The sequence below is a fragment of the Bacteroides caccae genome, assembly GCF_002222615.2.
Classification (GTDB): Bacteria; Bacteroidota; Bacteroidia; order Bacteroidales; family Bacteroidaceae; genus Bacteroides; species Bacteroides caccae.
Window position 1 is genome coordinate 2,617,974 of sequence record NZ_CP022412.2, and the last position, 13,812, is coordinate 2,631,785.

A 13,812-nucleotide genomic window follows, 5' to 3' on the forward strand; every position below is an offset into this window, starting at 1 on the left:
ATGGGGATATTGTTTTTTTAGGAAAAATCAGTTGGAGGGGATTAGCCTTGATAAATAAACTTTACCTCTGCCCAACGGTTCTTCTCTTTGTAATGTACAAAAGCCAGTCCGTTTTTTTCCGCTTCTTCACGGATAACAGCAATATCATCTACATAGAATCCACTCATATAAAGCTCTGAACCTGGATGCATGCAGGTAATGTACTGCTTCATGTCATTCAATAATATATTCCGGTTGATATTGGCGATGATAATGTCAAAAGGCCCTTTTCCGGTAAGTGATGAAGCATCTCCTTGTGAAACGTCGATTTCGTCTACATGATTCAGTTCAATGTTCTCGATAGAATTGCGTACACACCATTCATCGATGTCGATAGCTGTACAGGGGTGTGCCCCCCGCATACGTGCCAGGATAGCTAAAATAGAAGTCCCACAACCCATATCGAGCAAGGATTTATCTTTCAGTTCGTTGTCCAGTAATTCTTCGATGATGAGGCTTGTCGTTTCGTGATGTCCCGTACCGAAGGCCATTTGTGGGTTGATGACGATGTCATATTCCGCTTTGGGTACATTCTGGTGAAAAGTACTGTGGATTACACAGCGGTCTCCAATAATAATCGGTTGGAAGAAATTTTTTTCCCATTCCTCGTTCCAGTCCTTGTCTTCTGCTTCGGTAAATGTGTAGGTGATTTCCGTATCGGATAGAGGAAATTCGGCGATTACAGTTTTGATAGCGTTTTCATCACATACCGATTGTTGGATATATGCGGTCAGTCCGCCTTCGCATTCAACAAAACTCTCGAATCCCACTTCGCCTAGCACTGCAGTTAGTACGTCATTAACTGTTTCGGTACAAGGACTTGTATGGAACGTGAACTCAAAATACTTCATAGTTGTTTTATTTTCTGGTAAATAATATGCAAAGATACTACAAACCAAGTATAGAAAATCAAGTTTACTTGAATTTTATGCCAAGGTGCAATGTATCTTCTACTAAGATAGTTAGAAATAGGGATTTCCCTATTATCCTTTGGGGAAAATCTCCTTCGGACGAAAAATCTCTTCCTTATCTTTGTAATGTGAATAAGTTTAAGTAATTACATAAACCGAGATGATATGAAAAAGATTGTTTACTTCTTGCTATTTGCCTTGTGCCTACCGATAGGCTTGCTGGCACAAAGCGTTGATGACGACCTTTACTTCGTACCTTCCAAAGATAAACAGGAGAAGAAAGAAACTCCGGTTAAGAAGGAAACGAAACAACAGGTGACCAACATCTATACTTCACCGGGTACTACCGTAGTTGTTCAGGACCGTAAGGGAAAAACACGGGATGTGGATGAATATAATCGCCGTTACGATGCACGTGATAATGAGTTCGTAATGGACAATGATACCTTATATATAAAAGAAAAATCTAATCCGGATTTGGATGGAGAATGGGTGACCGGCGAATTTGACGGTACACAGGAAGATTATGAGTACGCAGAACGTATCATCCGTTTCCGTAATCCGCGTTTTGCTATTAGCATTAGCAGCCCGTTATATTGGGACGTAGTTTACGGACCGAATTCCTGGGACTGGAACGTATATACCGACGGCATGTATGCTTATGCGTTCCCGACGTTCAGTAACCCGCTTTGGTGGGATTGGCGTTATGGTTCTTACGGTTGGGGTTGGAATTATGGCTGGGGCTGGAATCGTCCTTACTACTCTTGGGGATATTACCCGGGTTCCTGGGGCGGCTGGTATGGTGGCTACTGGGGTGGTTGGTATGGTGGTGGCTATTGGGGACATCATCACTATTGGCACGGCGGTCCTAGCTGGGGCTGGGGTGGTGGAAGCCATTGGGCACGCAACACTTATACGGGTCGCCGTTCATATGCTCCTAGTAGATATAGTTCTTCTACTTCTCGTCGTTCAGATTATGGTCGTTCGCAAGTACGTAGGACTACTAGCGTACCTTCTGGAGGTCGTGTCTCAACGGGGCGAGTAGTTGGTTCAAGAAGTGAATCCATACGTTCTGGAGTATCTACTCGTTCAGATGTATCCTCCTCAAGAAGAAGTACATATACCCGTCCAAGTAGTACTCGTAGTAGTGGGACAAGTACTCGCACCTCTACTCGTGCTAGTTCTTATAATAGTTCCCGCGGAAGTAGTGCTCGTAGTTCATCTACATATTCTCCTTCTTCAAGAAGATCCAGTTCGACATATAATAGAGGTAGTTCTGCTTCTCCATCACGTACTTATTCGAGGGAAAGCACTCGTAGTAACTATAATAGTAACCGTTCTTCTTCATCTTCTAGAAGTTATTCTCCAGCCAGCAGTAGCAGTTCTCGTTCAAGTGGCGGTAGTTATTCAGGTGGCGGTAGTTCGTCCCGTTCAGGAGGCGGTTCTTCTAGTAGGAGTAGTAGAAGATAATTAGAAGATAGTATTAATATGATTAATTTAGATTATGAAGAAGATTATAACAGTAATATATACTTTATCTTTTGTGATAGGAGCCGTTAGTGCACAATCTGTATATGATGGTGTCAAAATAGCAGATAAAGATTTGAATGGTACAGCTCGTTTTGTAGGAATGGGTGGTGCGATGGGGGCATTAGGTGGAGATATAACTACAATGGGGACAAATCCTGCTGGTATTGGTATCTATCGGAGTAATGATGTAATGACTTCATTTAGTTATTCAGCTTATGGAATGGAGAGTAAATATGAAGGTCAAAAATCAACTATAGATAAGAATAGATGGTCGTTTGATAATATAGGAGTTGTTTTTGCTACTAAAATAGGTAATCAGACTCCATTACGTTATGTAAATTTTGGATTTAATTATAAGCGTTCTAAATCTTTTTATAAAAATATGTCGATGTCGGGGATGATGGGAGTAGTTGAGAATCCTAGTAATCCGGGATCTCCATATTATGTTTCTCAAACTAATTCTATGGCTTTACAGGCAACTGATGCAGAACGATATGTTTGGGATAATTCTAGGCAGCACTTGGATTTTGATAATGCAAATAGGATATTCTCAGATCCTGATGCTGGATGGCTTGGGGCTTTGGGGTATCAAGGAGGTCTGACAGAAAGAGATCGGATTGATAATGAACCAGATTTATATGTTCCTTTTCTGCCGGTAGAGCCTTCTTCTGTTTTTAATTCAAGAGAAAAGGGGGGAATTGATCAGTATGATTTTAATGTATCTTTTAATATAAATGATCGTGTATATTTAGGATTGACCATTGGGGCCTATGATGTGGATTATGATAAATATTCTGGGTATGATGAATCATATAAAAGAGGAGAAGGTTATTCTCTTGAAAGTTATAACAATATCTCAGGTTCTGGGTTTGATGTAAAAATGGGATTAATCCTTCGTCCATTTGAATATTCTCCATTTCGTATAGGTTTTGCAGTGCACACCCCAACTTTCTATAAGTTAACATATTCTACGAGTGCAATAGTAACCAATGATTATAGAGATGCAAATACTGATGAATTAAAACGTATAATTGTAGATACCTATGATTATGTAGGAGATATGAAGCGGGATTATCGATTGGTAACACCATGGAAATATAACGTTAGTTTAGGATATACTGTCGGAACTTCTTTAGCATTAGGTGCGGAATATGAATATGAAGATTATTCTACAATGAAATTTAAGTATTCAAGTAATGATGGCGGTGGGGATATGGAATTTGAGAATGCTGAAGTAAAGAACTGTTTGAAAGGTGAACATACATTCCGTATTGGAGCTGAGTATAAGGTAATTCCAGAGTTTGCTTTTCGTTTAGGATATAATTATAGTTCTGCTGTATTTAGAGATGAGGCTGTGAAATATATTCCTTCCAATTCTCTTATAACTGATACTGATTTTTCTAATAAGAGATCACAGAGTAATTATACATTAGGAATAGGATATAGAGGAAAAATGTTTTATGCAGATTTAGCTTATCAGTTGTCTACATATAAAGAGAACTTTTATCCATTTTATAATGAATTTGAGTTAACTCAAGGTGAGTGGACTATGGTAACTCCTCCGGCCACTAAAGTAACTAATACACGTAGTCAAGTACTATTAACCGTAGGTATGCGCTTCTAAACTAATTAAGAACAGTTTTCAATTTCAATAATAACTTTTGTGTGTGAAAAATCCCAGGAATGCTGAGTGTCTACGGCAGTTCCAGGGATTTTTATTTATGTTCGTTTTTACTTGTCTGCGTTATCTACGCAATGGAGTGTGTCCGTCAAAGATGACACGGTTGCGGGCGAACCTCATGACAATCGCATTTCCGGCACTTACTTCAACATCCTGATTTGCTACGATTTCTTGTTTTTCTCCCTCTATGGATACTTCTCCAATTACTTCTCCAGCTTTGATCGTTTCTTGTGGAATTAAGTTGGTTAATTCTCCGTCAGATACCTTTTTGATATTGATATCCTCGGCTTCCGCGCTCTTGTCCAACTCAACCTTTCCGTTAAAAAGATCTTGAATACCTCTGTTTCTCAAACGAAGTTTGATACTTGCTTTACCGTTATACGGTCTGCCGTCCTCGTCAAGTAAGATGACGGGTACAGTCATTCGTTTGAACTTTAAGGCTACGTTTTTAGTTCCGCGAATGGCTTGAGCTATTCCGAATAGATGTTCTTTTCCTCCCTTTATACTGCGGTAACGTTTTCCCAATGCTCTAGTAGCAGCTTCGTCAGTCAATTCGGGGTAATGAGCATAGAATGTAACAGATTCAACGTCTGTGTCTATCTCGTCCCATGTCTGACTATCTACGCCTAGGGCAAACGGAAGATAGTCTTGATTGGAAACTGACATTGAGATTACATCTCCAGTTGAGAAGCTATTCTTTACGGGAAGCGATAAAGCGGCACTGTTACGAGTAAGCAAGTCAGTGATGCTTTGGTTGTCGATAGAAGTAGAGAAGTCGATAGCTTCTTTACTGGGGTCTTGCAGGTTGTCTTGTTGTTGACAACCAAACAGGCATGCTGCTGTTAGAAAAACTAGAAGGTTTTTTCTTTTCATTTGCAGGGTTGTTAATTAGTTAATAATAGAAAAGAGAAATCTAATATTCTATTTTATCCTCTTTGGCTGCCCAAGCCTCAAAGGCGGTAATAGCTTCATTGGGTAGTAAAATTTCGGAGGGAAGTTTTCTGTCTTCTGGTTTCAGTTCCAGTTCGTCGTAGATAAAAGAATCGTCAAAACCGATATTTTTGGCGTCGGTTTTGTTGTTACCGTAGTACATCTTGTCCAGTCGTGCCCAATAAATAGCACCCAAGCACATGGGACAAGGTTCGCAGGAGGTGTATATCTCATATCCGCTAAGATCAAATGTTCCCAGTTTGGCGGCTGCGGCACGTATTGCACTAACTTCGGCATGTGCAGTAGGATCACAAGACGTTGTGACGCGGTTTACACCGGTAGCGACGATCACTCCTTCTTTGGTGGCGATAACAGCACCGAAAGGGCCTCCACCATTTTCGACATTTTCTTTTGAAAGCTCTATTGCTTTCCGCATTAGTTCTTCTTTAGTCATGGCAATAAAAAATATTGTTAGTTTTATCCTATTTACTTCTTTTCAGAAATAACATCTTTCTACAAAGATAGAAAAAACTAACAATATACCAAGGAACGATTTCCTTTAATTTTCTACCAGTACCAGCAGACGCCGAAAGAGAACGGATAAAGTTCGGGATCTTGAATACTGATAAAACGGTAGGAAATATCCGTTTAAAGCTTTCCGAGAATCTTGTCCATAACCCAGTTGGTCAGTGTGGCACTTTCACCGTCGCAGGAACAGATGGATTTACCTAATAGATGGTCTACCACCGCTTGGATAAGAGGCTGTTGTACATGTTCCGGGTTACCGATACAGATTTCTTCGCGTCCGCGTTCGGTATGCAGTCCGATAGGTTCGTAGGTGAAGACAGAAAAACAAATCATTCCTTTGTCTCCGATGATTTCTATACGATCCTCGCGGGCCGAGTCGTGCGCTACGAAACACCAGGAACCGCTACCTACCAATCCGTTGTCGAACTGGAAACAGGCACTTAAGGTATCTTCGGCGGGATAAAGTCCTCCGCGGTTGCTCTTGTAACCATTTGCTTCGAGAATGCAACCGAACATATCCTGCAATAAATCTATCTGATGCGGGGCAAGATCGTAGAAGTAACCGCCTCCGGCAATGTCCGCTTGTACACGCCAGGGAAGATTTTCACGGTTATAGTCCAGGTCGCGTGGTGGCTGTGCGAAACGTATCTGTACATTGATAACGTTACCGATAGAACCGTTTTCTACAAGCTCTTTTACTTTTTGGAAGTACGGGAGATAACGTCGGTAGTAAGCAACGAAACAAGGAATGCCTGTTTCTTGCGAAATACGGTTGATACGGGTACACTCTTCGTATGTCTGTGCCATTGGCTTTTCAATGTATGCAGGCTTACCTGCTTTCATTGCCATAATAGCATAAGTAGCATGAGAAGAAGGAGGAGTGGCGATATATATAGCATTTACTTCCGGATCGTCTATCAGTTCCTGTGCGTCGTCATACCATTTCTTGATACCTCTTTCTTTGGCATAGGCTTTTGCCTTTGCACCGTCGCGACTCATTACAGCTACGACTTCCGAATGTTCTACTTTTTGGAAAGCAGGACCACTTTTCGTTTTGGTGACTTCGCCGCAACCGATGAATCCCCATTTAATTATCTTTTCACTCATAATTGTAATACCTATTGTGTCTGTTTTAACAAAGCCCAAAGATAAAACTATTTTTTGTCAAGAGCAACTTTATTGATTATAGTATTTTTTATAAATCTTTTGATATTCTGATTTCTTTTGGAACTTATCCAGCCACGTATTCAAACTATCGAGTAAAACGGGGGATTGCTTACTGACTGCCCATGAGTAGAACTGTGTAAAGCTGATAGCCGTATTGATATCAATCTGCGACAAGGAATCCGCTACTGCCCGTGCAATGCTTTCGTCACAAACTGCATAGTCAATGTCTCCGTGTGCTACTAGTGAAATCAATTGTTCGGGGCCATATTTTTCTATTTCTTTTATGTAAATGGTGTCTCCGATTTCATTTCCTAAGTTCTGAATACGCAAGATAGAAGGCGAACCTTTTACGACATGAAGTGTCCGCCGGGCTAAATCCAGTTGGTTACGGATATAAAGTGAATCGTTTTCTCCATTCTCTTTGCGTTGAACCAGGACTTGTTTGTTGAGGACAATGGGAGAGGTGAGAAGCAGGGAATCTTTTAATTTGCTAGTCGCCAATATTCCATAAGCAATAACATCATAACGCCCTTCACTCAGTCCTTTCAGCCGTTCTTCGAAACTCATGACTGGGGTGATTTCTGCTTTCAGTCTTTTATCACGGGCAAAGGCCTGTATCAGTTCATAATGGAAGCCGGAGATAGTGTCACCGTCCACATAAAAACTGATTGAGTTGTATTCGGTAGCTACACGTAGTATTCCTTCTTTGGCAATGGCGGCATAATCACGCGGATGCCCTAAGGGTTTTTCTTGTTTTCCGCAATATCGGAAAGTGAAAATAAGTGCCAATATAATGATAACAGGCACTAAATATCTGAATAGTCTCAGTTTCGGGCGTGTCTCCATAAGCCATAAAGGTTTTGTTAATCATAGAAATTCCATGAAAGTCCGAATTTCAGGACGCGTGGATTGATAGGATAGTGAGGAGACAGAAAATAATCAGGTCTGCTTATTCCTTGGTTCACGTGATACATCATCACATAGAAACGTGTACGTTTCAGATGCAGGTTTGCATAGACATTCACAATCGGATAACCGCCTATCTCAACTTTGCCTTCTTCCGGTTGCAGGTAGAAATTTTGGATAGCCGGCATATAGGCGGGTGCATTGTATTTCGTGAAATATCGCACGTCGGCACCTAATTGCACGCTAAGCACTTTCTTTGCTAATTTAAACTGCATATAAAAGTTATGATACAAAGAAAGATCGGGCAAGGGCAGCACAGTCTGGTCACTGGATTTCTGCCAGGTTACTTCATTATCTAAATGGAAGATTCCGAGCTTGAAGTCCTGGTTGAGGCTTGCCGATAATACTTGAAGGCTTCCGCTTTTCTGTTCGGGCGTTGCCTGTTGGTTGAAATACGTATAGTTCTTGATGTTTTCTACTCCCGCTCTTAGCCGGGTTTTCCAGCGTGCAATACTTAGTTCCCCTTCGATACGTGTACGGAACTCCTTATCCATATCATTATCCCACATGAAATGTTTGGAATGGTAATGACGCATATAGAAAGGTGCAAGCTGGTTGCTGACCTCACCGCGGGCAATAAGGCTGACGGTATCTTTCCATAACGGGAAATTCAGGTCTATATCTCCTTTTACATTGAACTGTCCGATTGCTTTTCCTGCAAGTCCCACTTCACCGATTGCGTGATAGTGAAGAATATTCCCTTCCCGTTTGGATAACTCTCCTCCGACGAATATCTCGTTTTCATTGTATTTGTCGGGTAATGGTCCTCCGTCCTTATTCATCAGCGTATATTTACTGATTTTGTAAGAAGCGAATGCGGTCAATCCGGCTTTTGCATATTTGTTGAAACCTTCCAGTAAAGCGATGCCGATTGTATTCTTGATTCCTACATAAGTAGTACTGTCTCTTACGAACGCTTTATTGTCCTTATCAAAATATGTGTTCTGATAATATCCGTCCGCTACTTCGTCATAAGAATTGAAGCCATGGCGTGCCCGTTCTACCTGAATGGTGTGTATAAAGCTCGTCACCGGTACAAACTCCTGTTTGGCGGGAGTCGTGTCGTTTTCCGCCTGCGGAATGTCACGTTTGAATCCTAGATTATAACGTTGAGTCAGGAATACATAAAAGTCATGATTACGGTTGGTTGTTTCGCTCAATACAGTAGGAATGTTGGTTGATTCGTATTCCCTTCGTCCTTCGGCCATTTCCTCCGGAGCGGTGATATATCTGTCATCGGTGATACCTCCGTTTTCATTAGTCTTCAGATAGTTGTTACTGTATATTCCTTGCACCTGATATCTGTCTCCGATATAGCTGCCGAAAACTGCAGCGTTAAAGTATGCAGTATTCTGATTGTTGTAGTATCCCCGTCCGTATAAATAATCAATGTTGAAACCGAAGGCCAACTTCTTGTTTACGTTTACAGAGAAGTAGGATTTGAAACGTTCTTCTCCATTTACCTTATTACCGGCTTTATGATACGTCAGATTGGTATAGGGAACGTTACTGTTCGTAAAATTAAATTCTGTGGGACGGACAAAGAAACTGGAAAAAGGTTCCATGAAAATGGTCGGCTCCGGATAACGGCGGTCAAAGAAGATGCGTGACATACGGGGCGACCCCATATTGGCGAGATAATTGTAATGTCCGGTGATTCCTTCCGTGAGATTCGTGTTCTGAAAGTGGTGATAGGCGGTGTCGGCAGGGATTATCGTCCGGTCGCCCAGCTGGTTTTTGATCCGCCACATATATAAGGTAGGTGGTAATCCCTTTACTTCAACGTTTGCACTATCCAGTCTGTCCGGAATCATTGCAGGGTCTACCTGGTTACCGTATTGGTCATATCCGTTTTCGTCGATTTGTTGACGACCGGGATTAAACTGTGCATGGACAGTTGTCAGCCCTACAACGGAAAGTAATATATATAATAGTAAGATTCGTCTCATAATTGGAGGCAAAGATACTTACTTTAATTGATTTAATGATAATGGATAATTGAAAATTATGTTGCATACGTACTATACGTAGCTAATAATTATCAATTATCCATTGCACATTATCTGTTAATTAAACCTCACGGATTAATTCCATACCTTTCTTGATTGCTTCTTCGTTCATCGGAATCAAGTGGTGATGGCGTTCCGGAAGAGTTTTCTTCAATCCCTTGATTACATTTTCCAATGTCACAATCGGGCGGAGTTTTAATAAACCGCCAAGTACAATCATGTTGAATGCTTTGGCGTTATTCATCTCGTTGGCTGCGTCCATGGCATCGATACGATATACCTTGATATCCTTGCGGGTAGGAGGGTTGATAATTCCGTAACCGTCATAAATCAGGATACCACCGGGCTTCACCTTATTTTCAAACTTTTCGAGTGAAGGCTGGTTCAGAATGATAGCAGTATCATATTTACTCAAAATGGGTGAAGAAACCTTGTCGTCGCTTACAATTACTGTAACGTTGGCTGTTCCACCGCGTTGTTCGGGACCGTATGCCGGCATCCAGCTTACTTCTTTGCCTTCCATTAGCCCCGAATAAGCCAGGATCTTACCCATAGACAATACGCCTTGTCCACCGAATCCTGCTATAATTATTTCTTCTTTCATTGTTCTGTTGACTTTTAGCGTTATTCTTTATCTTTTAAATCACCTAGCGGATAGAATGGGAACATATGTTCTTCCATCCATTTGTTAGCCTTCTCCGGAGTCATCTTCCAGCCTGAGCTACAAGTAGAAACGATTTCCACTAAGTTAGAACCTTTACCGCTCATTGAATTCTCGAATGCTTTACGGATCGCTTTCTTCGCCTTGCGAATCGCCGGTACGGATTGTACGGACTGGCGGGTTACGTAAGCTGTTCCTTCCAGTTGGGCAGCGATTTCGGTGATTTTCAGCGGATAACCGTGGAGCTCGACGTCACGTCCGTAAGGACAAGTGGAACTTTTCATTCCCACCAGTGTAGTCGGCGCCATTTGTCCGCCGGTCATACCGTAGATTGCATTGTTGATAAAGATAATCGTGATATTCTCGCCACGGTTCAATGCGTGGATCGTTTCGGCTGTACCGATACAAGCCAAGTCACCGTCACCCTGGTATGTGAAAACGAGACGATCCGGCCATAGGCGTTTCACGGCAGTTGCCACAGCAGGCGCACGTCCGTGTGCTGCTTCCTGCCAGTCAATGTCCAGATAATTGTAGGCGAAAACTGCACATCCTACCGGAGAGATTCCCACCGTTTTATCTTCCATGCCCATTTCCTCTATCACTTCGGCTATGAGCTTGTGTACCACGCCGTGACTGCAACCCGGGCAGTAGTGCATGGCATTATCGTTCATCAGAGTCGGTTTCTTGTAAACCAGATTCTCGGGTTTGATTATTTCTTCTTTAGTCATAACTTCTTCTCCTTATCTGTTGGTGAACCGTATAAAAAACTCCATTAGCTTGACAAAGATTGCCGCGCCGCATACGTAGATAAACATTTTAAAGTCTTCCTTTCCTACAACAAAGTAGGTGATAATAGCCGCAAGAGCCAATATCATAAAAAGGATGTTCAGTACGTTTCTTATTTTATCAGGATTCATCGTTTCGTTATTTGATTATTTTTTCTTCCAAAGCAGTTACAATCTCGTCCGGGTCGGGAACAATACCGCCGAGACGTCCGAAATGTTCTACCTTTACTTTACCGTTCACAGCCAGGCGGACATCTTCAATCATTTGTCCGGCATTCAGTTCTGTAACAAGCATACCCTTCACTTTGTCAGCGTAAGCAGCAATTGCTTTTGTCGGGAACGGCCATAATGTGATAGGACGGAGGATACCTACTTTGATACCTTTTTCGCGTGCCAGCTCCATGGCTTTTTGACCGATACGTGCCATTGAACCGAAAGCAATAATCAGATATTCTGCATCTTCGCAGTTTATTTCTTCGAAGCGTACTTCGTTCTTTTCAATTTCACGGTATTTAGCCTGGAAACGGAGATTGTTTATTTCCATAGCCTCCGGTTTCAGTTCCAGAGAAGTGATAATGTTCGGCTTACGGCCTTTAGCTTTTCCGGTAGCAGCCCATGGGCATTGTGCTATCACTTCTTCTTCCGTACGGCGTGGTTTCTGCGCCGGAAGAACCACTTTTTCCATCATTTGCCCGATCACACCGTCGGCGAGGATGATAGCCGGGTTACGGTATTTGAATGCCAGTTCGAATCCCAACGCAACGAAATCCGCCATTTCCTGTACGGACGCCGGAGCAAGAGCAATCAATTTGTAATCACCGTGGCCACCGCCTTTTACTGTCTGGAAATAATCTGCCTGACTCGGCTGGATAGTACCCAGTCCGGGACCGCCACGCATTACGTTGACAATCAGACAAGGAAGTTCGGCACCTGCGATGTAGGAGATTCCTTCCTGTTTCAGACTTACACCGGGACTTGAAGAAGACGTCAGCACCATTTTTCCGCTACCTGCGCCTCCATATACCATATTGATAGCTGCCACTTCACTTTCCGCCTGGAGTACTACCATGCCGGTTGTTTCCCACGGTTTCAGTTCGGCAAGCGTTTCCAACACTTCCGATTGGGGAGTAATAGGATAACCGAAGTAACCGTCCGCACCGCAACGGATAGCTGCATGGGCGATAGCTTCGTTTCCTTTCATTAATACAACTTCTTCTGCCATATTCTTTTCTTTTATTCTACTTTTACTTTATACACAGATATACATCCGTCCGGACAAACCGTTGCACACGAGCTACATCCGTTGCAGGTATCTTCTTTCACTTGCCAGGCATAGTTATAGCCTTTCATATTGACCTCTTTGTTGAGGGCGATTACATCGAGCGGACACGCCACTACGCACAGGTTGCATCCTTTGCAACGCTCCGTGTCGACTACGATTGCTCCTTTGATTTTTGCCATAATCTTTATTTATTACGTTATCTTTGAGTTCGATTACTGATTAAACATATCTTTTATTGATTGAACATATCCTTGTGGTAGAAGTTGAGGATATCTATTACCATTTTTCTTGCCTGAACGGCAGGACCTTCCGGATTGATATCAATGGCAAACTGGTAATTATCCAGTGCCTGTTTCCAATCTCCTTTTTTCCGGTAGGCATTTCCCCGTAAATAGTAAAGAGTATCTTTCTCTTTTTCGACAGAAGTGTTTTGGAGAAGCTGGTCCAATTGCTCAATCGCTGTGTCCACGTCCCCTTGATTGATAAGCTCTTTTAGGTTGTCTATTTGCTCCATTTCTTTCGTCTTTCGGGATTCTGAAACGCAAAGATAGTTTTTATTTATGTAAATGGGGCAAACGTGGACGGAAATTTGCAACGTTTTGAGTTTATTGCATATTAGATGAATAAATAATTAAAAGTGGTTTGATTGACCTGTATTTCACGTTTGGGGTGGTTGTAGGTCACAGTAGATTACAAAGGTACGGAAGAAAGTGAAGAGGTAAGGATGATATAAAGTTTTGATATGTCCTTGTATATATTGAAAGATACCGTATTTTTGTGCATATATTAAACTAAGATAGGTTATGCTGGATGTTATTCTGATTATAGTAAGCGCCCTCTGCATGATAGCCGGGTTGGCCGGCTGTGTGCTTCCGTTCCTCCCCGGTCCTCCCATAGCATATTTGGGACTGGTATTTCTTCATTTTACAGATAAGGTACACTATACTCCGACACAGTTGATAATCTGGCTGTTGATTGTAGCCGTGGTGCAGGTGTTGGACTACTTTACTCCGATGCTTGGCAGTAAGTATAGCGGTGGCAGTAAATGGGGAAATTGGGGATGTATAATCGGGACCCTTGTCGGACTTCTTTTCTTGCCTTGGGGTGTTATTCTCGGTCCGTTTCTGGGAGCAGTGATTGGTGAATTGCTTGGCAATAAAGAGTTCTCGCAAGCACTCAAATCAGGAGTAGGCTCATTAATCGGATTTATACTGGGCACTTTGTTGAAGTTTGTTGTCTGCGGTTACTTTTGCTATCAGTTTATCCTCGGATTTATCAAGTGATACTGATAGAAAAAACAGTGTTTTTGTACGCTAAGCGTTT

The 13,812-nt window shown here is 42.1% G+C and carries 14 protein-coding genes; 3 read left to right on the forward strand and 11 right to left on the reverse strand.

Annotation, left to right across the window (positions count from 1 at the left end; all coding sequences use genetic code 11):
• Nucleotides 1–41: 41 nt before the first annotated feature.
• Nucleotides 42–890: a 50S ribosomal protein L11 methyltransferase gene (gene prmA, locus CGC64_RS10225; RefSeq protein ID WP_005677840.1), complete on the reverse strand. Its 849-nt coding sequence runs from the start codon at nt 888–890 to the stop codon at nt 42–44.
• Between the two features lie 225 nt (nt 891–1,115).
• On the opposite strand from prmA, the gene CGC64_RS10235 reads away from it, so the two are divergent.
• On the forward strand, nt 1,116–2,420 hold the full coding sequence (locus CGC64_RS10235) for a hypothetical protein (RefSeq protein ID WP_005677841.1): 1,305 nt from the start codon (nt 1,116–1,118) through the stop codon (nt 2,418–2,420).
• Nucleotides 2,421–2,454: 34 nt separating this feature from the next.
• The gene (locus CGC64_RS10240; RefSeq protein WP_005677842.1) at nt 2,455–4,104 is read left to right on the forward strand and encodes an OmpP1/FadL family transporter; all 1,650 of its coding nucleotides are present in this window, start codon (nt 2,455–2,457) and stop codon (nt 4,102–4,104) included.
• Nucleotides 4,105–4,224: 120 nt separating this feature from the next.
• Here the strand turns inward: CGC64_RS10240 and CGC64_RS10245 are convergent, their stop codons facing one another.
• The 10 genes from CGC64_RS10245 to CGC64_RS10295 form a co-directional block, all read right to left on the reverse strand.
• The gene (locus CGC64_RS10245) at nt 4,225–5,034 is read right to left on the reverse strand and encodes a hypothetical protein (protein WP_005677843.1); all 810 of its coding nucleotides are present in this window, start codon (nt 5,032–5,034) and stop codon (nt 4,225–4,227) included.
• A gap of 40 nt (nt 5,035–5,074) precedes the next feature.
• Nucleotides 5,075–5,545, reverse strand: coding sequence for a nucleoside deaminase (locus tag CGC64_RS10250; RefSeq protein ID WP_005677844.1), 471 nt, complete (start codon nt 5,543–5,545; stop codon nt 5,075–5,077).
• A 194-nt stretch (nt 5,546–5,739) separates the two neighbouring features.
• Nucleotides 5,740–6,726, reverse strand: coding sequence for a Gfo/Idh/MocA family protein (locus CGC64_RS10255; protein ID WP_005677845.1), 987 nt, complete (start codon nt 6,724–6,726; stop codon nt 5,740–5,742).
• A 69-nt stretch (nt 6,727–6,795) separates the two neighbouring features.
• On the reverse strand, nt 6,796–7,632 hold the full coding sequence (locus CGC64_RS10260; protein ID WP_005677846.1) for a transporter substrate-binding domain-containing protein: 837 nt from the start codon (nt 7,630–7,632) through the stop codon (nt 6,796–6,798).
• A gap of 17 nt (nt 7,633–7,649) precedes the next feature.
• The gene (locus tag CGC64_RS10265) at nt 7,650–9,701 is read right to left on the reverse strand and encodes a putative porin (RefSeq protein ID WP_005677847.1); all 2,052 of its coding nucleotides are present in this window, start codon (nt 9,699–9,701) and stop codon (nt 7,650–7,652) included.
• A 121-nt stretch (nt 9,702–9,822) separates the two neighbouring features.
• Nucleotides 9,823–10,365, reverse strand: a complete 543-nt coding sequence (locus CGC64_RS10270) for a 2-oxoacid:acceptor oxidoreductase family protein (protein WP_005677849.1) — start codon at nt 10,363–10,365, stop codon at nt 9,823–9,825.
• 20 nt (nt 10,366–10,385) lie between these two features.
• Nucleotides 10,386–11,150 carry a thiamine pyrophosphate-dependent enzyme gene (locus CGC64_RS10275; protein ID WP_005677852.1) on the reverse strand — a complete coding sequence of 255 codons (765 nt, stop codon included), beginning with the start codon at nt 11,148–11,150 and terminating at the stop codon, nt 10,386–10,388.
• 196 nt (nt 11,151–11,346) lie between these two features.
• Nucleotides 11,347–12,429 (reverse strand): 3-methyl-2-oxobutanoate dehydrogenase subunit VorB, encoded by a 1,083-nt coding sequence (locus CGC64_RS10285; protein ID WP_005677854.1) that lies wholly within the window; start codon nt 12,427–12,429, stop codon nt 11,347–11,349.
• A gap of 11 nt (nt 12,430–12,440) precedes the next feature.
• Entirely contained in the window at nt 12,441–12,668 is a 228-nt protein-coding gene (locus CGC64_RS10290) for a 4Fe-4S dicluster domain-containing protein (protein WP_004297419.1), read from the reverse strand.
• A gap of 53 nt (nt 12,669–12,721) precedes the next feature.
• Entirely contained in the window at nt 12,722–13,003 is a 282-nt protein-coding gene (locus CGC64_RS10295) for a tetratricopeptide repeat protein (protein ID WP_005677857.1), read from the reverse strand.
• Between the two features lie 289 nt (nt 13,004–13,292).
• Here CGC64_RS10295 and CGC64_RS10300 point away from each other — a divergent pair, with 289 nt between their 5' ends.
• Nucleotides 13,293–13,772 (forward strand): DUF456 domain-containing protein, encoded by a 480-nt coding sequence (locus tag CGC64_RS10300; RefSeq protein WP_005677859.1) that lies wholly within the window; start codon nt 13,293–13,295, stop codon nt 13,770–13,772.
• Nucleotides 13,773–13,812 lie beyond the last annotated feature (40 nt).

Bases quoted from the DNA above. Each gene is read 5' to 3' on its own strand.
- prmA (WP_005677840.1), bottom strand. From the start codon at position 890: ATGAAGTATTTTGAGTTCACGTTCCATACAAGTCCTTGTACCGAAACA.
- CGC64_RS10235 (WP_005677841.1), top strand. From the start codon at position 1,116: ATGAAAAAGATTGTTTACTTCTTGCTATTTGCCTTGTGCCTACCGATA.
- CGC64_RS10240 (WP_005677842.1), top strand. From the start codon at position 2,455: ATGAAGAAGATTATAACAGTAATATATACTTTATCTTTTGTGATAGGA.
- CGC64_RS10245 (WP_005677843.1), bottom strand. From the start codon at position 5,034: ATGAAAAGAAAAAACCTTCTAGTTTTTCTAACAGCAGCATGCCTGTTT.
- CGC64_RS10250 (WP_005677844.1), bottom strand. From the start codon at position 5,545: ATGACTAAAGAAGAACTAATGCGGAAAGCAATAGAGCTTTCAAAAGAA.
- CGC64_RS10255 (WP_005677845.1), bottom strand. From the start codon at position 6,726: ATGAGTGAAAAGATAATTAAATGGGGATTCATCGGTTGCGGCGAAGTC.
- CGC64_RS10260 (WP_005677846.1), bottom strand. From the start codon at position 7,632: ATGGAGACACGCCCGAAACTGAGACTATTCAGATATTTAGTGCCTGTT.
- CGC64_RS10265 (WP_005677847.1), bottom strand. From the start codon at position 9,701: ATGAGACGAATCTTACTATTATATATATTACTTTCCGTTGTAGGGCTG.
- CGC64_RS10270 (WP_005677849.1), bottom strand. From the start codon at position 10,365: ATGAAAGAAGAAATAATTATAGCAGGATTCGGTGGACAAGGCGTATTG.
- CGC64_RS10275 (WP_005677852.1), bottom strand. From the start codon at position 11,150: ATGACTAAAGAAGAAATAATCAAACCCGAGAATCTGGTTTACAAGAAA.
- CGC64_RS10285 (WP_005677854.1), bottom strand. From the start codon at position 12,429: ATGGCAGAAGAAGTTGTATTAATGAAAGGAAACGAAGCTATCGCCCAT.
- CGC64_RS10290 (WP_004297419.1), bottom strand. From the start codon at position 12,668: ATGGCAAAAATCAAAGGAGCAATCGTAGTCGACACGGAGCGTTGCAAA.
- CGC64_RS10295 (WP_005677857.1), bottom strand. From the start codon at position 13,003: ATGGAGCAAATAGACAACCTAAAAGAGCTTATCAATCAAGGGGACGTG.
- CGC64_RS10300 (WP_005677859.1), top strand. From the start codon at position 13,293: ATGCTGGATGTTATTCTGATTATAGTAAGCGCCCTCTGCATGATAGCC.